Genomic DNA, 19342 nt, shown 5'->3' with positions numbered 1-19342 from the left:
AGGTTAAAACTCTCAGCCGCGCAGCACCACGCCCACCGCTTTCGCATCTGGGTAGACATCGGGCTTTTTCGACCAGATCGCCGCATGCACCACCCCCTCGCGCGAATGCACGAAAGCGTGGATGCGGCTCACCAGTTCCTCTTGCGTGTCAATCCGTGTGCCGTTGAAGGCGCGCACGAATTCTGCGACCGGGTCATAGTCGAAGAACTTGCCTGCCTGCCAATCGGTGCCGGTCACGGTGATCTCGGCGGAGATCAATACCCGCTGTGGGCGCGCACGTTCAAAGTCGTGGATGCCTAAATACATTGTGATTTCAAGCTCTTCGAGGCGGATAATCATCTCAGCCATGCACGTAACCCTCTTTGACCAAAAACGCGACATCGCGGGGCAATTGCCAAAGCGCCTGCCCACCATCGACCGCGATCACCTCACCCGTGGTGCCTTTTGCGGCCCAAAGATAAAGCGCGGCCCGCACGAGGTCTTCGGGTTGCACTTGAATGTGCAGAGGGTTGATCCGGCTCGATTTTTCAAAGTTCTCTTGGGTTTGTTTGCCGGAAATCAGCGTAATGGACGGGGCGATCCCGTTCACGCGGGGCTGGCCCGCGAAGCGCATCGCCAGCATTTCGGTGGCCGCATGCAACGCCGCTTTGGAGAGCGTGTAGGAAAAGAAATCGGGGTTCAGCGCCAGAACCTTGTTGTCGAGCATGTTGATCACCAGCCCGTCTTCACCGCCCATGTCTTGCGCCGCAAGCCGCGCGGCAAGCGCCACCGGGGCTTTCAGGTTAACCGCGAAATGCGCGTCCATCTTGGCGTCTTCAAGCGTGAATACATCATCATTCATGAAGTTCGACGCATTGTTGAGCACGACATTGACCCGACCGAGCCAAGCGGCCGCCGCGTCAAACACCGCCTGCACATCGGCGGGGTTTTCCAGATCGCCCTGCACAAGGCGGCAAATCTCGCCCTGCGTGTTCAATTCTGCCGCCAACGCCTCGGCTTCTTCCGCCGAAGACCGATAATGCAGCATGATCCGAAAGCCCGCCTCGGCAAAGCCGCGCGCCATCGCCGCGCCAATCCGTTTCGCGCCGCCGGTGATCAAAATTCCGGGCATTTGTCCCCCTTTGTTTTCCCTTATCTAGGGGGCGGCCTGGCGAAGGAAAAGGCCCCCGGTGCCGGGGGCCTTTCGGTTCTCGCACGAATGAGATCAGAGTTTGCCGTTGCGCTGTTGGATCATCATGTAGGTGTCGAAGTTGTATTCCGACAGTTGCATCCACAGATAGGCTTCCTTGCGGAAAGCCCATTGGCTGTCTTTGATTTTCTTGAATGCCGCATTCGAGGCATCCAGCTCAGCATAGACCTCATTGGCCGCGTTAAAGCAGCCATCAAGCACTTCTTGGGTGAAGGGGCGGAGTTGCGCGCCATTCGCAATCAGCGATTGCAGAGCTGCCGGGTTTTTCCAATCGTAGCTTGCCATGGCATCTTGGTTCGCCGCTTCGCAGGCGGTGGCCAGCGCAATCTTGTAATGTTCGGGAAGCGCCGCATGGGCATCGTTGTTGAACATCGCATGCAGGCAGGCGCCGCCTTCCCACCAGCCGGGATAATAGTAATAGGGCGCGACCTTATAAAAGCCGAGCTTCTCATCATCATAGGGGCCGACCCATTCGGTCGCGTCGATCGTGCCTTTTTCAAGCGAGGGGTAAATATCGCCGCCCGCGATTTGCTGCGGCACGCCGCCCAGCCGTTCCAGCACCTTGCCGCCAAAGCCGCCGATCCGCATTTTCACGCCTTTAAGGTCATCAAGCGTGTTGATCTCTTTGCGGAACCAGCCGCCCATCTGCGCGCCGGTGTTGCCGCAGGGCAGGGCGGAGATGTTATAGTTCGCGTAGAACTCGTTCATCAGGTCATTGCCGCCGCCATAGTAGAACCAGGCGTTTTGCATCCGCATATTGAGCCCGAAGGGCACGGCGGTGGCCAATGCAAAGGTCGGGTCTTTGCCCCAGTAATAGTAAGAGCAGGTATGACAGGCCTCTACCGTGCCGGAGGAAACCGCATCCATGGCTTGAAGGCCGGGAACGATCTCGCCACCGGCAAAGACCTGAATGTTGAATTTCCCATCGGTCATGCCGCGCACGAAATTCGCCATCGTTTCGGCGGCACCGTAGATCGTGTCGAGCGATTTCGGGAAAGACGAGGTCATCCGCCACGTGATGGTCGGGTTTTCCTGTGCAATGGCGGGGGCAGCAAGTGTAGTTCCGGCGGCAGCGGCAACAGTGCCGAGCGCGCCCTTCCGAATGAAGGTGCGACGATCCATCTAAAAACTCCTCCCAAGTCGTCTCTATGCGACGGTTTCCCCAGGGTCCGGCGAACCGGCCTCCCCCCTAGGATGTGGGTAGGTTAGCAAGGCCGCAGGGCCTGTAAACAAAATCTTCCGCCGCAGCGCGGCACTGCGGCGGAAGAACGTAGCGTCACACGCGACGGTATCGGCGCTTTTCTTTAGGCGCTTGGGGCTGCACCCGGTGCGGCGGGGGCCTTGCGCGCGCGCAAAACAAGCATCACGGCCCCAATCACCACGCCGCCGCCAATCAAGAGCCCGCCCAAAAGCGGGCGCACCGCGAGCCAAGACAGGCCAATGGTGAGCGGGGCGAGAACCATCGTCAGCGCCACCGACACAAGGGTCGTGCCCATCCGCACGATGCTGCCCACGAATGGGATCACAGAGCCGATCACGCCAAAGATGCTCAGCATCAGCTTGAAGCCAGCAAGCATCGCCAGCACGCCTGCGGCGCGCAAAATCCACGTCAGCGTGCGGTTCGAGGAAAGCTCCTCTTCAAAGATTTGCGCGGCGGGCACATCGCCCGTGCGGATCAAGAAAATCTCGCGCCCGTTGGAGCTTTGCCACGGCGCAAAGGCGCCCGACGCATCACGCGCGACGACCGAGGCACTATCGGCCTGTGCGACGCGGTAGCTGATCCGCAAATCCCCCACCTGCGGAGAAAGCGGGTCAAAGCCCACATAGGCCGCCCCTTGCGACAGCTTCACCGGACGATAGGTGCCAAGCCAGTCTCGCACGCCGCGCAGATCGTCTTGGCCCAGCGTCAAATCGCTCACATGGCCGACACGGCGCACCAGTGTGGCGGGCAGTTGCCAGTCGCTTTCGCCCACAGCCAAACGGCGGTCTTTGACGATCTCTTCGCCTTGCACTGGCATTTCAGGGTTTTGATGGCCCGAAGGTTCGGCAAACCGCGCCGAGGTGATGGGGCGGTTCGACCAGATTTTTTTGTAGCTATAGGTGGTGACGGTTTCGGTGCCGCCCCCCAGCTTTTCACGGGTTTCGGAATGCTTGTCCTCATCCCATTGATACATTTCCACGATGCGTTCGAGTTTTGTGGCATTGGCCGGGACATTGCTCGGCAAGCCATTGGAATCTATAAGCTCCCCGCCTTCGGGAACGACAATCTGGCCAAAGGCGTGCACCAGCAATCCGCGGGTGGGCCCGCCGCCCGGGGCAAAGCCATTGGCATCAAGCGAGATCACAGAACCCGCCCCTTCGCGCAGCGCATTGGCGGTTTTGACGGCGCGGCTTTCATTCATGGCAAGGCCGATGATGGCTGCGATCACCAGAATGAAGCCAAAGAAAATCCCCATTAGAGATTGGCCAATACGGGAAAACCAAGATTGTGACGTGGTGCGTGTGACCTGATCGTTCATGGCGAATGCACATCCTTTCAAAAGCACCGGCGGGGCCGGGCGTGATTGGGGCTCAAAAGGCAGGGGCACCTTTGCGGTGCCGCAAAAGAAATCTCGATAACCGGGCCAGCTTAGGCCAAGCGCGCCAAACGGGCAATCATTGCGTCAAAGGGGGCAGGGCGACTTTCGGCGAGGGTTGCACAGCGTGCAAAGCAGACTGTCTCAACTGTGCGAAATCGCGAAGAATTCGGTTTACAACACGGGTGTTTGGCCTAGTGATGGGGTGTCCACTCCGCCTTACAAAGACCGAAAACCGATGAGATTGCTGCGATCCTTGACCGTGAGCCCGCATGGCCCCCTGCTGGAATGGGGGGCAAGTGCAGCGGTCTTTGCGCTGGCCCTTGGCACGCGGTTCTGGATTGTCCCGCATCTCCCGCAGGGCTATCCGTTCCTGACCTTCTTCCCGGCCGTCTTCCTGACCGGGTTCTTCCTCTCGACGCGGGCGGGGATCGCCATGGCCATTGCATGTGGCATGGCGGCATGGTTCTTTTTCGTGGGGCCAGCGGCGAGCTTTTCGCTTGGGCTGCATGGCATCGTGCCGATGCTCTTTTACGTCTTCATCACCGGGACCGAGCTTTTGGTGATTGAGATGATGCGGCTCGCGCTCCACAAGCTTGAAGACGAGCGGGGCGACTGGGCGCGCCAAGCCAAGCAAAACACCCTGATGTTCCATGAGCTGCAGCACCGCGTCTCGAATAACCTGCAAGTGATCGGTTCGATCTTGCGGATGGAAGAGCGTAAAGCGCGCGACGAAGTGGCGAAGAAAGCGCTCAATACCGCTGCCGCCCGGCTTGGCGTGATCGCGACGCTGCAGCGCCAATTGCATGACCCGCGCCGTCAGGTGACCGAAATCGGCGCGCTGATGCAAGGTGCACTGCCCGAGATTGTCGCCGCCGCGAACCTGAGCGACCGGGTCCGGCTGCACTATGATCTGCAAGACCTGCAAGTCCCGGCGGAACAAGCCACCCCGGTCGCGCTGATTGTGGTGGAGATGGTTTCCAACGCGCTTGAACATGCGCTGCGCGGGGCGACGGGGCGGATCACCGTCTCGCTGTCCACCCGGCGCACGCCGCGCGCCTCGGGCGATTTGGGGACGATTGTGATTGCCGATGACGGTGTCGGCTTGCCGCCCGGGTTTGATCCTGCTGCTTCGAAAAGCTTGGGGCTAAGGCTTGCGCGGCAATTCGCGGCGCAGTTGGAAGGCGAGCTGACCTTTGGCCCGCGCCAAGGTGGCGGCACCGAAGTGCGGCTGCGCTTCCCGATCAAACCGATCACCCAAGCCGAATAATGCGGGAATGGGGCGGCCCTACTTGGCCGCCTTCGCCGTTTTCATCGTGAAGCCCTTGCCGATCTGGTCAGACGGGGCCACCGGATATTCGCCGGAGAAGCAGGCATCGCAATATTGCGGGCAGCTATTGTTGCGGCCATCGGTCTCGCCCGCCGCACGGTAAAGCCCATCAAGCGAGATGAACTTAAGCGAGGTGACGCCGATCCAATCGCGCATCTCTTCTTCGGTCATGCGCGCGGCCAGCAGCTTTTCACGGTCGGGCGTGTCCACGCCATAGAAGCACGGCCAAGCGGTCGGCGGGGAGGCGATGCGGAAGTGCACCTCAGCCGCGCCCGCATCCAAGATCATTTCCTTGATCTTGCGTGAGGTGGTGCCACGCACGACCGAGTCATCGACCAAGATCACGCGTTTGCCCTTCACGAGCGATTTGTTCACGTTGAGCTTGAGACGCACGCCCATGTTGCGGATGTGCTCGGTCGGCTCAATGAAGGTCCGGCCCATATACTGGTTGCGGGTGATGCCAAGCGCAAAGGGAATACCCGATTCTTGGCTGTAGCCAATCGCTGCCGGGGTGCCGCTGTCGGGCACGGGGCAGACAAGGTCGGCTTCCACCGGGGCTTCACGCGCCAATTCGACGCCAATCTGGTGGCGAGTCTCATAGACCGAGCGGCCCCCGATTTGGCTGTCAGGGCGCGAGAAATAGACATGCTCGAAGATGCAAAAGCGCGGCTTGGCATCATGGAAGGGGCGGGTGCTTTCGATCACGCCATCTTGGATGATCACCATCTCACCCGGCGCAACTTCGCGCACAAACTCGGCGCCGATGATGTCCAGCGCGCAGGTTTCAGACGAGAGCACATAGCCATTGTCGCCGATCCGGCCCAGAACCAGCGGACGCACGCCCAGCGGGTCGCGCACGCCAATCAGCTTGGTGCGGGTCATGGCGATGACCGAGAACGCGCCTTCAACGCGCCGCAACGCATCGGCGATCCGGTCGGCATGGGTTTTTTGGAACGAGCGCGCCATCAGGTGGATGATGCATTCGCTGTCCGAGCCGGATTGGAAGATTGCCCCATGTTCGATCAATTCGCGGCGCAGCGACTCGGCATTGGTGAGGTTGCCGTTATGCGCAATCGCGCAGCCGCCCATCGAAAACTCACCAAAGAAAGGTTGGATGTCGCGGATCACCGCCGCTTTGGACCCCGCCGTGGAGTAGCGCACATGGCCGATGGCCAAGGGGCCCGGCAGGCTTTCCATCAAGGAGGCCTTGGTGAAGTTGTCGCGCACATAGCCAAAGCGATGGGCGGAGTTGAAGCCTTTTTCCGGGTCATGGGCGACGATGCCCCCGGCTTCTTGGCCACGGTGTTGCAGGGCGTGCAGGCCAAGCGCCACGAAGTTCGCGGCATCGGCCATGCCGATCGCGCCAAAGACGCCGCATTCCTCCTTCAGCTTGTCGTCGTCGAACGGGTGCGACAGGAAGGTTTTTTCGGCAGCTGTCATGGGAGGGGCTCCAGATCCGGCGGGCTTGGCGGCGCTATAATGCGAAACGAGAGGGCTGTTAAGCCCTCCCGCTCCAAAATCGTCATCTCTGCGTCACGTTTTCGCGTTTGCTGTCTCAGTTCGAGGCAGGCGTTATCGTCGGCGCAGCACATTTCGAGACCAAATCTTCGTAGCGCGCGACGATCCAGCCCGGCGCGTCTTCGGGCATGCTTTCGTCCATCTGGCCGGAAAGTTTCATGAAAACCGTGGCCGAGCGGGATTTGTCGACAACCGGAATAGCTTCGCTGCTGACCAGACGGTCATAGACCACGAAAGCCGCGCCCACCAAGATCACCCCACGCAGCACGCCAAACAGGAAGCCAAGCCCCTGATCAATGCCGCCAAGCGCCGAGCGCTGCACGGCCGAGGCAAAAAGCGGGGTCAGGATCGAGAAGACCACGAGAGCGAGTGCAAAGACCGCCGCAAAGCCGCCAATCGTCGCCAATTCGCAGCTATCGGCGAGGAATTTGTTCAGCACCGGAAGCTGCGCAATCAGCGGGCGGGCGGCATCGGCGAAAGTGTAGGCGACGATGGCGGCGGCAATCCAGCCGACAATGGCGAGCCCTTCACGCACGAAGCCACGGCTGTAGGCGAGGATCGCCGACAGGATGATGGTGACCGCCACGATGGCGTCGACGATGGTGAAACCTTCCATGGCCCTGCTGCCCCTGCTTTGTGCTTTTTGGCGCTAGCCTGCGCCGAACATGTCCCCAACGAATGTCACGAGGTCGGGCAATTTGCGTGTTGCCATCCCCGCGCCGCCCTCGACTTTTGTGCCGACGGGCAGGATCGCCTGTGAGAAACCAAGTTTCTGGGCTTCTTTCAACCTGTTTTCGGCCTGACCCACCGGTCTGAGCGCGGCAGATAGTGAGATTTCTCCGAAAATCACCATATCCGCAGGCAGCGGTGTGTCTTCGCGGGCACTGAGCAACGCCGCCGCCAGCGCCAGATCTGCGGCGGGTTCAAGCACTTTGAGCCCGCCTGCCACGTTCAAAAACACATCCAGCCCGGCAAAGGGAATGCCGCAGCGGCTTTCCAGTACCGCCAAGATCGTGGAGACGCGCCCCGAATCGAGCCCGACCACCGTGCGGCGCGGTGAGGCAAGCGATGAGGGCGCGACGAGGGCCTGAATTTCCGTGAGCACGGGCCGCGTGCCCTCGATCCCCGCAAAGACCGCAGAGCCCGGGGCAGGCTGGCCGCGCTCGCTCAAGAACAGGGCAGAGGGGTTTGCCACCTCCGCCAAGCCGCCGCCCGTCATTTCAAAGACGCCAATTTCTGAAGCCGGGCCAAAGCGGTTTTTCACCGCGCGCAGGATGCGGAACTGGTGCCCGCGCTCGCCCTCGAAATAAAGCACGGTATCGACCATATGTTCGACCACGCGCGGGCCGGCGATCTGACCCTCTTTCGTCACATGGCCGACAATCACCACCGAAACGCCGCGCGATTTGGCAAAGGTCACCAATTCATGCGCCGCAGCCCGCACTTGGGAAACCGACCCCGGCGCGGCTTCGACCATATCGGCCCACATCGTCTGGATCGAATCGATCACCACCAGATCGGGCCGTTCAGCCTCCAAAGTGGTGAGAATATCGCGCAGGTTCGTTTCGGCCCCCAATTGCACCGGCGCATCAGCCAGCCCCAGTCGTGCCGCGCGCATCCGCACTTGGGCCGAGGCTTCCTCGCCTGAGATATAAAGGCATTTGAGCCCCTTACGGGCGAAAGCGGCCACGGCTTGCAGCAACAGTGTCGATTTGCCAATGCCCGGATCACCGCCCACCAAAATCGCCGAGGCAGGCACCAGACCGCCGCCCAGCACCCGGTCAAACTCATCCATGCCGCAAAGCGTGCGCGGGGGCGGGGCTTCCTCGGTGGCAAGGGTTGTCAGGTCGATGCGCTTGCCCTTCGCGCCGCCAAGGCTTTTGCTGGCGGGGCCGGAATTGGAAAGCGGCTTTTCCTCGATGATCGAGTTCCAAGCGCCGCAAGCGTCGCAGCGCCCCGACCATTTGCGATGCGCGGCACCGCATTCGGTGCAGGTGAAAGAAGCAGATGTTTTGGCCATGCGCCTTTGTGTCAGAGCGCCGCGCGCCCGGCAAGCGGGGAGGGCTTAGCGCCGCTTGCCCAAATGCGAAAGCGCGTAAGAGGCCAGCACGCAGAAGGTGAAGAGGTAAAGCCCCCAGCCGGTTTCCAACCGTCCGATCCCGGTGCCTTTGGCCAGCACAATATAAAGCGCCACCAGAAAGATATCGGCCATCGCGAGCCGCCCCAAAAACCGTAAGGCGGGCAAAAGCCGGGGCGAGGCCAAGCGAAACTGCACCAGCGTAAGCCCCACCACCTTTGCCATTGGCGCAACAAGCGCGAAAAAGGTCACGAGCAGCGCCAGGAAAATATCCTTGCCCCAAAGGATCGACAGGCCCGACAGGATCGAGATTTCATCCAACTCGAAAAACGGCAAGATCCCGGCGCGCAAAAGTGGGGCGGTCCAAGCCACCGGAAACAGGATCAAAAGCGCCAGATTGGCATATTTCAGGATCATTTCTGCGTCTTCGGCAGGGCGACGACATTGTCGGGCGTGGGGCCTTCTTCCAACTCATAGCCAAGGCCCGGCAAGACCGCTTTCAGATCACGTTCCAAAAGCTTGAATTCCTCTGACAATTTGCGTTCTTCGGCCTCTACATCGGTGAGCCAGCTGCGCAGGTCATCGCAGATCGACCGGGCGATGGTGAGGCGATCTCGCGCGGTGTCCACCTCGTGTTGGCGGGCGCGTAGAAAGTCGCGCGCGCGGGCGACCTTTTCATCCGAATAGACCTGCGCCAGATCACGGCTTTGCAGGCTCATTTGCGCGGCAAGCTCCAATAGCTCGGGTTCCAGATGCCCCAAATCGGGGTGCTTTCGCAGCCATTCCATCCGCTCCCGCATCGCGTCAAACTCGCCCGACAGCGCAAAGACCCCCTTGCGGTCGGCAGCGTGAATGGTGCGGTAGGCGCTCGCCACATCTTCGGTGCCAATGCGGAAATTGCGGTGGCTGCGTTCAAGCGCCATCACCCGGCGCTGCGCGGGAAGATACAGCAACAGCACAAAGCCAAGCGCGGCCACCCCGGCCTCGATCCAGATCCCGGCATTTGGCAAAGGCGTATCGCCGAAGCGCAGATCCAGCATGAGCCAAGGCGCAAGCCCCGTGGCAGAGGCCCCAAATAGCAGCAAGGCCGCGAAGGCAAAGACAAACACCGCCCCAGAGAGCAGGTTTTGCAACATATCATTCAGGCGCGCTTGCGCCTCGCGGCGCGCGGTCAAATTGGACATGGCCCAGCCCCCCAATCAGGCAAGGAGAAATTGGCGATATATGAAATGCGCCCCACCGACGGTATTTTCGACCCAAAAGGCCCCGAAGATCAACGCCTTTGGTGTATCTAACGTTTCTTGTTTGGAAACGCCGCGTTCACCGAATGGCGGCAATCGGCCCTTCGGCGCGGCCATGGATGAACTGGCTCACGTAAGGGTCGTCAGTGGTGTCCATCTCGTCAATCGGGCCGTGCCAACGGATTTTGCCATCATGCAGCATCGCCACCTTATCGGCGATGGCCCGCACCGAGGACATATCATGGGTGATGGTGATCGCGGTCGCGCCCATTTCTCGCACGACCGAATTGATCAGGTCATTGATCACCCCCGCCATGATCGGGTCGAGCCCGGTCGTCGGTTCGTCAAAAAAGATCACCGTCGGGTCGGTGGCAATGGCGCGCGCAAGGCCCACCCGCTTTTGCATCCCCCCCGAAAGCTCTGCCGGAAACAAATCCGCCACCTCGGGGCCAAGGCCGACGCGGGCGAGCTTTTCCACGGCGGTTTTGCGGGCCTCTTCTTTCGTGCGCCGCTCGGGGCCGCGCAGCAAACGAAACGCCACGTTTTGCCAAACCGACAGGCTGTCAAAAAGCGCCGCGCCCTGAAACAGCATCCCAAAGCGGGACAGAAATACCTCGCGCGTTTCCGCGACCGGGGCTCCATTTACCGCAATCGTGCCGGCATCGGGGCGCACAAGGCCAAGGATGCATTTCAAAAGCACCGATTTGCCGGTGCCCGACCCGCCAATCACCACCAAGCTTTCACCGCGCGCGATATGCAGATTCACACCACGCAGCACATGCTTGGACCCAAAGGATTTTTTCAGCCCGTCAATCTCGATCATGCGGAGAAAAACACCTCTGTCAGCAGGTAGTTGGCGGCCAAGATCAAGACCGAGGCCGCGACCACGGCGGATTTGGTAGCGCGCCCCACGCCTTGTGCGCCGCGGCCCGAATTCATCCCATAGTAGCAGCCCATCAGCGCCACGATGAAGCCAAAGGCGGCGCCTTTCACGATGCCGGAGCCGACATCCCACAGTTCAAGATATTCCCAAGTGTTGCGCAGGTAAGTGGCGGAGTTGAAGCCAAGCCGCTCTGTCCCCACAAGCCAGCCGCCCATCACCCCGATCACATCGCCCACAGCCACCAAAAGCGGCAACGAAAGCGTGGCCGCCAGCACCCGCGGCACGGCCAAATATTTGAGCGGATTGGTGGAAAGCGTCACCAAAGCGTCGATCTGCTCAGTCACTTTCATCGTGCCAATTTCAGCGGCAATCGAACTGGCGACCCGTGCGGCGACCATCAGGCCCCCGAGCACCGGACCCAATTCGCGTACCATGCCAATGGCGACAATCGAGGGCACCACGGATTCCGCAGAAAACCGCGCCCCGCCCGCATAGATTTGCAAAGCCAGCGCCGCCCCGGTGAAAAGCGCCGTCAGCCCCACCACGGGCAACGAGAGCCAGCCAATTTGCATCAGGGCGACAAAGAACTCGCGGCGGTAAAACGGCGGGCGGAGCAGATGGCCCAGCACCGCGCCCGCATAAAGCGCGACCCGTCCGGTGCCCGCAAGCCCGCCCAATGTGCCCCGCCCCAGCGCGGCAAGGGCGGAAGCGATCACGCTTGGCCCCCGGCGTAATGGCGCTGATAGCGCGCGCCGAGCGAGGTCAGAATTTCATAGCCGATGGTGCCGGTCAGCTCCGCCAGTGCTTCGATCCCCTGATGGGGGGCAAGGATGTCGAGCGATCTTGGCACTTCGGTCAGGTCCGTGACATCAACGGTGATCAAATCCATCGAAACCCGGCCCACAAGCGGGCAGGGGGTGGCGCCGTGGTAGAGCGTGGCCACGCTTGAAAGCCGCCGCGTCAGCCCATCGGCATAGCCTGCCGCCACCGTAGCAATGCGGCTGTCGCGCGGGGCGGTCCACGTGTTCGAATAGCCCACCGTTTCGCCCGCAGGCACATCGCGGATTTGCACCACCGGCAGCGAAAGCGTGGCGACCGATTGCGCCTCGGTGAAGGGCAGCCCGCCATAAAGGCCAATGCCGGGGCGGGTGACATCAAAATGATAATCCGGCCCCAGCAAGATGCCGCCCGTGGCGGAAAGCGAGCGCGGCACATCCATCCCGTCGGTCATCGCGCGGAAGGCGGCAAGTTGCTGCGCATTCATCGGATGCGCGGGTTCGTCTGAGCAGGCCAAATGGCTCATGATCAGTTTCGGTCCCGCGCCCAGAACCATCGGCGCGACGGCCTGCCATTCGGCGGCCTCCATCCCGAGCCGGTTCATCCCGGTATCAAGCTGCACGCCAAAGGGGGCGCCGGGCAGGGCTTCCAGATGCCGGGTCACTTGTTCGACCGAGTTGAGCATCGGCGTCAGCGCCAGATCGCCCACCATTTCTGTGTCGCCCGCCATATGGCCTGAAAAGACAAAAATCTCAGGCCCTTCGCCCAAGGCTTGGCGCACGGCGGCACCTTCCTCTGTAGCGGCAACAAAGAATTTACGCACCCCGTGGCGCGCCAGCATCCGCGCCACCTGCGCGGCGCCAAGGCCATAGCTATTGGCCTTCACCACGGCGCCTGTTTCGGTCGCGGCAGAAGTCATTGCGTCAAGCGCGCGCCAATTGGCGAGCACGGCGTCAAGGTCGATACGGAGCGATGCAGTAGCCATGGGGTTTTCTCTTGTGCGGGGGGCCTAACGTCAAGCGCAAACAATCGTGAACGGAAAACGGGGGCGTGCCGCCCCCGATGTCAGATCAGAACCCGTCTGAGCCGTCGCCCTGCCATGCTTTGGCAAGGTCCGAGAACCGGGTGAAACGGCTTTCAAAGGCCACTTCCACGGTGCCAATCGGCCCGTGACGCTGTTTGCCCAAGATCACCTCGGCCTTGCCATGCACGCGCTCGGCCTTTTGGAGCCATTCGGCAAATTTCGGGTCATCTTCTGGCGGCTTCATCCGCTCGTGGTAATATTCGTCCCGATAGACGAACATCACCACGTCGGCGTCTTGCTCTATCGAGCCCGATTCCCGAAGGTCGGAGAGTTGTGGCCGTTTGTCTTCGCGGCTTTCCACCGTCCGGCTAAGCTGGGATAGCGCCACCACGGGAATGTTGAGCTCTTTCGCAAGCGCTTTCAGCCCCATCGAAATCTCGGCGATTTCCTGCACCCGGTTGTCGGTTCGGCCTGAGCCGCGCAGAAGCTGCAAATAGTCGACAAAGACCACATCCAGCCCATGCGTGCGCTTGAGCCGGCGGCAGCGTGCCGCCACCTGTGCGATGGGGAGCGCGGGCGTATCGTCGATGTAAAGCGGGCAGGTTTCGAGCGCTTTGGCGGCTTCCACAAAGCGGCGGAACTCGGCCTCGGTCATATCGCCGCGCCGGATCTGTTCTGAGGGGACTTCGGAGGCCTCAGAGAGCACCCGCGCGGCCAGCTGTTCCGCACTCATCTCGAGCGAGAAAAAGCCCACCGCACCGCCTTCCACCGCGCCTTCGGTGCCATCATGGCGGATGCCGCGTTTGTAGGCCTTGGCGATGTTGAAGGCGATGTTGGTGGCAAGCGAGGTTTTCCCCATCGAGGGACGACCGGCCAAGATCAAAAGGTCAGACGAATGCAGCCCGCCGAGCTTCTTATCAAGGTCGCGCAAGCCTGTGGAAACGCCCGCCAGACCGCCTTCGCGCTGATAAGCGGCATTGGCCGATTGCACGGCTTCGGTCACCGCTTTGAGAAAGCTCACAAAGCCCTTCTCCGCCGTGCCGGTTTCCGCGAGCTTATAAAGCGCACCTTCGGTCTCGATGATCAGCTCTTCGGGTTCGCGGCCAATCTCCACCTTTTGCGCGGAAGCAGAAAGGTCTTTGCCGAGCCGAATGAGTTCGCGCCGCAGCGCGAGGTCATGGATCATCTGCGCATAGTCGCGCGCGGCATAAGACGAGATCGCCGCACCCGCGAGCCGCGCAAGGTAAGCGGCCCCGCCAAGCGCCTTCAGCCCCTCATCGTCTTCAAGATAGGCTTTGAGCGTGACCGGCGAAGCGAGCGCGTTTTTTTGAATCCGCGCCACGGCCACTTCGTAGATCGTGCGGTGCACCGGCTCATAGAAATGCTCCGCCCGCACCACAGAGGCGATGCGGTCAAAGATGTCATTGTTCGTCAAAATCGCGCCCAGCAATTGCTGCTCGGCTTCGATGTTATGCGGCAAGGCCTCTTCTTCAGCGCCCGCCGGTTGCTCCGACGTTATCTGTGCAATCGTGTTCATTTCTGCCTCTCGGCCCCACCAGCGGCGTTCTTAACGATTCCTGATCAAAAGCCCAAGCGGCCCGCGCAGGGGATAACTCTGTAGAGAACCCGTGGTTTGACGTTAAGCTTAGCGCATTTATGGGGGTTTGCGTAGCACGCCCCACAAGATTTGGGCGAAACTTCGCTTGTGGCGCGAGTCGCCCCAAGTTGTCCCATTTTTTTCCACAACTCTTGGGGAAACTTATCCCCAGAAATCGGGTCAGCCTTTTTGACGGGCTTCCTGCCACGGGCGCGGCGCTTTCAAAAACGCCTCCACCTCATTGAGCGTCTCGGCGCTAAACGCGCCTTGGGCGCGCGCCTCGGCCAGCACATCCCACCAGGTGCAGAGGTAATGCAGCTTCACGCCATGCTTTTCGAGGTTCGGCTCTGTCTCGGGGAAGATCCCGTAGTAAAAGATCACGGCGGTATGCGCGCAGCTTGCCCCGGTTTCGCGGATCGCATCGACAAAGCTCAGTTTCGAGCCGCCATCGGTGGTCAGGTCTTCGACCAGAAGCACCCGCTCACCTTCCGACATCGCCCCTTCAATCCGGGCGTTGCGGCCATAGCCTTTGGGCTTTTTGCGCACATAGGTCATCGGCAGCGCGAGACGCTCTGCCACCATCGCGGCAAAGGGGATGCCCGCCGTTTCGCCGCCCGCAATATTGTCAAAAGCCTCAAAGCCCGCGTCGCGCAATACCGTCACGGCCATAAAATCCATGAGCGTGGAGCGGATGCGCGGGTAAGAGATCAACTTGCGGCAGTCGATATAGGTGGGCGAGGGCAGGCCCGAGGCGAGCGTGAAGGGCTCGTCAGCATTGAAATGCACCGCCTTGATTTCCAAAAGCATCCGCGCCGTGAGACGGGCGATTTCTTCTTTCGCGGGGTAGGAGGAGGGGATCATCTGTGTCGTCCTGTTCTGTGCCTATGCGGGGCGCGCCGCAGTCGGGTCAGTTCTTTACATGCCAGTAGACCGGGAAGCCCGGGTTGAAAACAGTCACGGGGCCCGCACCGGTGATAATCTTGTCGGGCCAAGCTGCGGGTGTGTCAGTCTTGATCAGCGTCAGCGTCTCTTCATTGACCGGCATCCGATAAAACGCGGGGCCATTGCGCGAGGCAAAGGCTTCAAGCTTTTGAAGCTTACCCTCTTCCTCAAACACATGCGCGAGAAGCTGCATCGTATTCGTGGCGGTAAAGCAGCCCGCGCAGCCGCAGGCGTTTTCTTTCAGATCATCAATATGGGGGGCGGAATCCGTGCCGATAAAGAAGCGCGGATCGCCAGAGGTCGCCGCCTCGCGCAGCGCCAAACGGTGCAATTCTCGCTTGGCCACGGGGAGGCAATAGTAATGCGGTTTGATCCCGCCCACGAGGATGTGGTTGCGGTTGATGATCAGGTGATGCGTGGTGATCGTCGCGCCCAAAGTGTCATCTTGGCTGCGCGCGTAATCCACCCCGTCTTTCGTGGTGATATGTTCCATCACCACCCGCAGCCCCGGCGTGGCACGGCGGATCGGGTCGAGCACGGTGTCAATAAAGACCGCCTCACGGTCGAAAATATCGACCTCGGGCGTGACCACCTCGCCATGCACGCACAAAGGTAAGCCGATCTCGGCCATCATTTCCAGCACGCCGCGCACTTTATCAAAGTCACGCACGCCTGCATTGGAGTTGGTGGTGGCGCCTGCCGGGTAAAGCTTCACCGCTTTCACCAGCCCGCTTTCGGCCGCGGCGCGCACATCTGCCGGGTCGGTCGCCTCGGTCAGGTATAGCGTCATCAGCGGCGTGAAGGCTGCCCCCTCTGGCAGGGCTGCCAGAATACGGTCGCGATAGGCCGTGGCCTCGGCGGCGGTGACCACTGGCGGCACAAGGTTCGGCATCACAATCGCCCGGGCGAAGTGATGCGTGCTCTCGGGCAAGATACCTTGCAGCATCGCACCGTCGCGCAGGTGCAAATGCCAATCGTCGGGTCGGGGGAGCGTGATCTGGGTCATGCGTTTCGGTTACACCTGATGGGCGCGTATTTCCAGTGGCAGCTTTGCGCCGAAACCGCCCGCATGGGCTGGACAGCGGCCCCGCTTCTGCGCCAGTTTTACGCCCAAACGGGAAAAGGAGGAAAAAATGAGAGCAGCCCTTCCGTTGATCGCCGGTCTTGCCCTTCTGGGCTGTAACGATCCGGGCTTTCGCGGTGTGCCCGAAGTGCGGGTCGCGCAAGAAAACGAGGTGGCAAGCTGCCGCGCCGTTTCCATCATCACCAATGAGCCGGGGCTTTATGGCCCGGTGCTGGGCGAGGAGGCGCTGCGCTATGCGCGCAACAAGGTGCTGGAAACCGCCAAGGCCGATGGCGCGGATACGGTCGTGTTCGACGAAGCCCCGCCGGGTGTGCCGGTTTCGCTCGTTCGCGCCCGCGCCTTCGACTGCTAAGGAATTAAGCGTTTTGTTAATGCCGCGTTGCAGAAAATGCAGGGCGGCATTGCCGGATTGTCGGTTCATGGGACAACGAGTCTGACTTATATAGACCTCAAGGGGGGAAACACTCTGCCCTAAGGAGGTTTCCATGGCTTACACAACGACATTCATCGAAAAAGAACTCAACCTGTTCAAAGACATCGCAGCCCAGATCGGGCGTTTTGCGGCGTCGTTTGGCGCACGGCTCGTGGAGGCGACCGAAGCGCATGAACGGATGCAGGAAGTGCTGCGGCTATCCGATATGTCGGATGAAGAACTGGCGGTGCACGGGCTGACCCGTGATGACATTGTCAGCCACGTCTTCCGCGATAAATTCTGCTACTGATTTGTCGCATTTGTGCAAGGGATCTAGGTGCAACAAAGGGTTGCGCCGATCCACATGCGGTTCAATACTGCCTCGGAAGTGAAAGACTTCAGGCGGGGTTGATCGGATGAAGCACGAGACACTGACAGAGGTGCGTGGAGATTTGGTGCTGGCCGCGCTGTGCGTAGGCCAGTTTCGCGCGCCGTGTCAGATAGATACATCGCGGCTTTTGGTCCGTGCGGATGAAGCCTTGATCCAAGCGCTCCATGCCCTCGGGCTTGAGACGGCGGCGGTGGTTGAAGATTTTACCCCCGTTCCGCTTTTCGCACCCGAAGAGGTGATCTTAGATCAGATCGCGCGTGGCTTGGGGCGGCGGCAGGTGCAAACCCATGTGTTTGGCCCGCATGACGAAGAAGGGGCCGAGGGCGAAGAAAGTTCTAACGCTCCGGAGTGACCTGCCGCGCCGTCAAGTCGCGCGGCCCTCTTATTCCGCGCCCCTTATTCCTCGACGGTTTCTTGTCCTTCGGCGGCGGCACGATGCGCAGCGAGTTTGCGCGCCAAGGTGCGCCGATGCATGCCAAGCCGCCGCGCGGTCTCGGAAATATTGAACCCGGTTTCCGCCAAAGTGCGCTGAATCAGTTCCCATTCTTGCGCTTTTACCCCCACCTGCGGCGCCTCAATCTCGGGCATCGCCATGCCGGCGCGGTGGCCAAACGCGGTTTCAATCTCGCGCGCGGTGGCGGGTTTCGCCAAATATTGCGTCGCGCCAAGCTTGATCGCCTCCACCGCGGTCGAGATCGAGGCGAAACCCGTCAGCACCACGATGGCGGGCGGATCTTCCTTTTCCCCCAAGACTTTGACGACCCCAAGCCCCGAACCCTCGGCCAGCTTCAGATCGACAATCGCATGGGTGAAGGCATAGCGCTGCGCCAACCCGATCGCGGCTTCCTCGCGGGTGGCGGCATGCACCTCATAGCCGCGCCGGGCAAAGGCGGCAGCAAGCGTTTCGGCCAGATGCGGGTCATCTTCAACAACCAAGAGGCAGCGGTGGTCTTCACTCATGGCGGATCTCCTCGGGCAGGGAACGGCTAAGCAGCGGCAGGCTCAGCCGCACCTCGGCACCGGTGGGGGTATTGCGCAATTCCATCCGGCCGCCAAGGCGGTCAATCGCATTGCGCGCCAAAAAGAGCCCCAATCCGCGCCCCGGTTGGCCGGAGCCAGATAGAAATGGCGCGCCGGGGTTGGCCAGCACGCTTTCGGGAAAGCCGGGGCCACGGTCTGTCAGCGTGAAAACGAGCAGGTTTCCCTCGCGGTTGAGGCTGGCCTCCAGCGTGCCCGGAGCCACGCTTTCAGCATTGTCGAGCAAGTTCACGAGCGCAGCTTCAAAAATTGGGGCGGTCAAAATGCGGGTGCCACGGAGCGCGGGGGTGGTTTGCACGGGCACCCGGGCGCGACCGCGCGAGCCGCTCCATATCGCCAGAATGCGGCGGATTTCGGCTTCGGCGGGCACATCGGCAGCGGCTTCAAGCCGCTCGCGCCCCGCCGCTTGCAATGTGCGCGAAACAATTGCCCGGCAGCGGCGCAATTGCGTGATCATCCGGTCGAGTTCGGGGGCAAGGGCATCGCCCTCAGGCGGGCCAATCTCGGCCCAATCATCAAGCGTCACCGCCAGCGTTGTCAGCGGTGTGCCGAGTTCATGCGCCATACCAGAGGCCAAGAGCCCAAGGCCAACCAATTGATCCGCCTCGGCTTTGGCGCGCCGTAGCTCTTCAATCGCCCGCTCCCGCGCGGCCATGCTGAGCCGCAACCGCAACACGAACCAGACCATCAGCGTAGAGGTCAGCACAAAAGCCAAAAAGAGCCCGGTCGGTGCGGGCCCGGCCTCTGCCGTCAGCGCAACAAGGCCAAACATCGCAAGGTTGCTGAGCAAATAAATCGGCAGCGCATAAAACGGGGTGCAAAGAGAGACCGCCAAAAGGGGGGGCACCATCAACAGCATCGTAAAGGGGCTCGCCGCGCCACCGGAAAGCGCCAAAAGTGCCGTCAGCGCGCCAGTGTCGAGCGCCAATTGCGCAAGGATCACCCAATCGGGCAAAACCGTGCGGCGGGTGACTGAAACTGCGGTGAGGAGGTTGTAAAAAACCAGCAGCACCGTCACCACGCCAATCGGTTCATAAGGCAGATCAAGGCGCAGGATCTTGAGCGCATAAACAAGCGCAACGATCAGGCTAATGATCCCCACCCAACGGATTTGCACCAAAAGCCAAGCCGTTTCGCCCTGTTTGGGGGCGCGGATCGGGGGCGTTTGATCGGGTGCTGGCGCGCGCATTTTTGAACCTTTCCGGATTGGCGCGACCATGCCGCATGTCTTCGGGCAGGGCAACTCTGTGCAAAAACTTCTGC

The 19342-nt window shown here is 61.0% G+C and carries 21 protein-coding genes; 4 read left to right on the top strand and 17 right to left on the bottom strand.

Annotation, left to right across the window (positions count from 1 at the left end):
• Nucleotides 1-12: 12 nt before the first annotated feature.
• The 4 genes from CRO18_RS13405 to CRO18_RS13390 form a co-directional block, all read right to left on the bottom strand.
• Entirely contained in the window at nt 13-348 is a 336-nt protein-coding gene (locus tag CRO18_RS13405) for a dihydroneopterin aldolase (protein WP_076485359.1), read from the bottom strand.
• On the bottom strand, nt 341-1111 hold the full coding sequence (locus CRO18_RS13400) for an SDR family oxidoreductase (RefSeq protein ID WP_097082504.1): 771 nt from the start codon (nt 1109-1111) through the stop codon (nt 341-343). Before CRO18_RS13400 ends, CRO18_RS13405 begins: the two co-directional genes overlap by 8 nt.
• Before the next feature lie 93 nt (nt 1112-1204).
• On the bottom strand, nt 1205-2311 hold the full coding sequence (locus CRO18_RS13395) for a TRAP transporter substrate-binding protein (protein WP_097082503.1): 1107 nt from the start codon (nt 2309-2311) through the stop codon (nt 1205-1207).
• 182 nt (nt 2312-2493) lie between these two features.
• Entirely contained in the window at nt 2494-3708 is a 1215-nt protein-coding gene (locus CRO18_RS13390) for a TMEM43 family protein (protein WP_097082502.1), read from the bottom strand.
• Between the two features lie 319 nt (nt 3709-4027).
• On the opposite strand from CRO18_RS13390, the gene CRO18_RS13385 reads away from it, so the two are divergent.
• Nucleotides 4028-5035 (top strand): sensor histidine kinase, encoded by a 1008-nt coding sequence (locus CRO18_RS13385; protein WP_170952672.1) that lies wholly within the window; start codon nt 4028-4030, stop codon nt 5033-5035.
• 18 nt (nt 5036-5053) lie between these two features.
• On the opposite strand, the gene purF is transcribed toward CRO18_RS13385, so the two are convergent.
• The 11 genes from purF to pyrC all read right to left on the bottom strand — a co-directional run bounded on the left by purF (nt 5054) and on the right by pyrC (nt 16160).
• A complete protein-coding gene (gene purF, locus CRO18_RS13380; protein WP_076485364.1) occupies nt 5054-6535 on the bottom strand; it encodes an amidophosphoribosyltransferase in 1482 nt (493 codons plus the stop codon).
• Between the two features lie 115 nt (nt 6536-6650).
• On the bottom strand, nt 6651-7229 hold the full coding sequence (locus tag CRO18_RS13375) for a CvpA family protein (RefSeq protein WP_097082500.1): 579 nt from the start codon (nt 7227-7229) through the stop codon (nt 6651-6653).
• Between the two features lie 33 nt (nt 7230-7262).
• Complete coding sequence (radA, locus tag CRO18_RS13370) at nt 7263-8633, bottom strand: DNA repair protein RadA (RefSeq protein ID WP_097082499.1); 1371 nt, start codon at nt 8631-8633, stop codon at nt 7263-7265.
• A gap of 45 nt (nt 8634-8678) precedes the next feature.
• Entirely contained in the window at nt 8679-9104 is a 426-nt protein-coding gene (locus CRO18_RS13365; protein WP_170952681.1) for a paraquat-inducible protein A, read from the bottom strand.
• On the bottom strand, nt 9104-9874 hold the full coding sequence (locus CRO18_RS13360) for a DNA repair protein (protein ID WP_097082497.1): 771 nt from the start codon (nt 9872-9874) through the stop codon (nt 9104-9106). The genes CRO18_RS13365 and CRO18_RS13360 overlap by 1 nt, the downstream gene beginning before the upstream one ends.
• A 136-nt stretch (nt 9875-10010) precedes the next feature.
• Nucleotides 10011-10754 (bottom strand): ABC transporter ATP-binding protein, encoded by a 744-nt coding sequence (locus CRO18_RS13355; RefSeq protein WP_097082496.1) that lies wholly within the window; start codon nt 10752-10754, stop codon nt 10011-10013.
• Nucleotides 10751-11527: an ABC transporter permease gene (locus tag CRO18_RS13350; RefSeq protein ID WP_170952680.1), complete on the bottom strand. Its 777-nt coding sequence runs from the start codon at nt 11525-11527 to the stop codon at nt 10751-10753. The genes CRO18_RS13355 and CRO18_RS13350 overlap by 4 nt, the downstream gene beginning before the upstream one ends.
• Nucleotides 11527-12576: an alanine racemase gene (gene alr / locus CRO18_RS13345; RefSeq protein ID WP_097082494.1), complete on the bottom strand. Its 1050-nt coding sequence runs from the start codon at nt 12574-12576 to the stop codon at nt 11527-11529. Before alr ends, CRO18_RS13350 begins: the two co-directional genes overlap by 1 nt.
• Nucleotides 12577-12661: 85 nt before the next feature.
• The gene (locus tag CRO18_RS13340; RefSeq protein ID WP_097082493.1) at nt 12662-14152 is read right to left on the bottom strand and encodes a replicative DNA helicase; all 1491 of its coding nucleotides are present in this window, start codon (nt 14150-14152) and stop codon (nt 12662-12664) included.
• Nucleotides 14153-14392: 240 nt separating this feature from the next.
• The gene (locus CRO18_RS13335; RefSeq protein ID WP_076485371.1) at nt 14393-15073 is read right to left on the bottom strand and encodes an orotate phosphoribosyltransferase; all 681 of its coding nucleotides are present in this window, start codon (nt 15071-15073) and stop codon (nt 14393-14395) included.
• A 46-nt stretch (nt 15074-15119) separates the two neighbouring features.
• Nucleotides 15120-16160 (bottom strand): dihydroorotase, encoded by a 1041-nt coding sequence (gene pyrC / locus CRO18_RS13330; RefSeq protein ID WP_097082492.1) that lies wholly within the window; start codon nt 16158-16160, stop codon nt 15120-15122.
• A 127-nt stretch (nt 16161-16287) separates the two neighbouring features.
• On the opposite strand from pyrC, the gene CRO18_RS13325 reads away from it, so the two are divergent.
• The 3 genes from CRO18_RS13325 to CRO18_RS13315 all read left to right on the top strand — a co-directional run bounded on the left by CRO18_RS13325 (nt 16288) and on the right by CRO18_RS13315 (nt 17393).
• The gene (locus tag CRO18_RS13325; protein ID WP_097082491.1) at nt 16288-16590 is read left to right on the top strand and encodes a hypothetical protein; all 303 of its coding nucleotides are present in this window, start codon (nt 16288-16290) and stop codon (nt 16588-16590) included.
• 133 nt (nt 16591-16723) lie between these two features.
• Nucleotides 16724-16960: a DUF1127 domain-containing protein gene (locus tag CRO18_RS13320; RefSeq protein WP_076485374.1), complete on the top strand. Its 237-nt coding sequence runs from the start codon at nt 16724-16726 to the stop codon at nt 16958-16960.
• 106 nt (nt 16961-17066) lie between these two features.
• On the top strand, nt 17067-17393 hold the full coding sequence (locus CRO18_RS13315) for a hypothetical protein (protein ID WP_097082490.1): 327 nt from the start codon (nt 17067-17069) through the stop codon (nt 17391-17393).
• Nucleotides 17394-17437: 44 nt separating this feature from the next.
• Here the strand turns inward: CRO18_RS13315 and CRO18_RS13310 are convergent, their stop codons facing one another.
• A complete protein-coding gene (locus CRO18_RS13310; RefSeq protein ID WP_076485376.1) occupies nt 17438-18001 on the bottom strand; it encodes a response regulator transcription factor in 564 nt (187 codons plus the stop codon).
• Entirely contained in the window at nt 17994-19268 is a 1275-nt protein-coding gene (locus CRO18_RS13305) for an ATP-binding protein (RefSeq protein WP_170952671.1), read from the bottom strand. The genes CRO18_RS13310 and CRO18_RS13305 overlap by 8 nt, the downstream gene beginning before the upstream one ends.
• Nucleotides 19269-19342 lie beyond the last annotated feature (74 nt).

The organism is Rhodobacter sp. JA431, from assembly GCF_900217725.1.
Taxonomy (GTDB): domain Bacteria; phylum Pseudomonadota; class Alphaproteobacteria; order Rhodobacterales; family Rhodobacteraceae; genus Rhodobacter; species Rhodobacter aestuarii.
The sequence above is the reverse complement of the archived record's forward strand: the minus strand, read 5'-3'. Positions and strand labels throughout refer to the sequence as shown.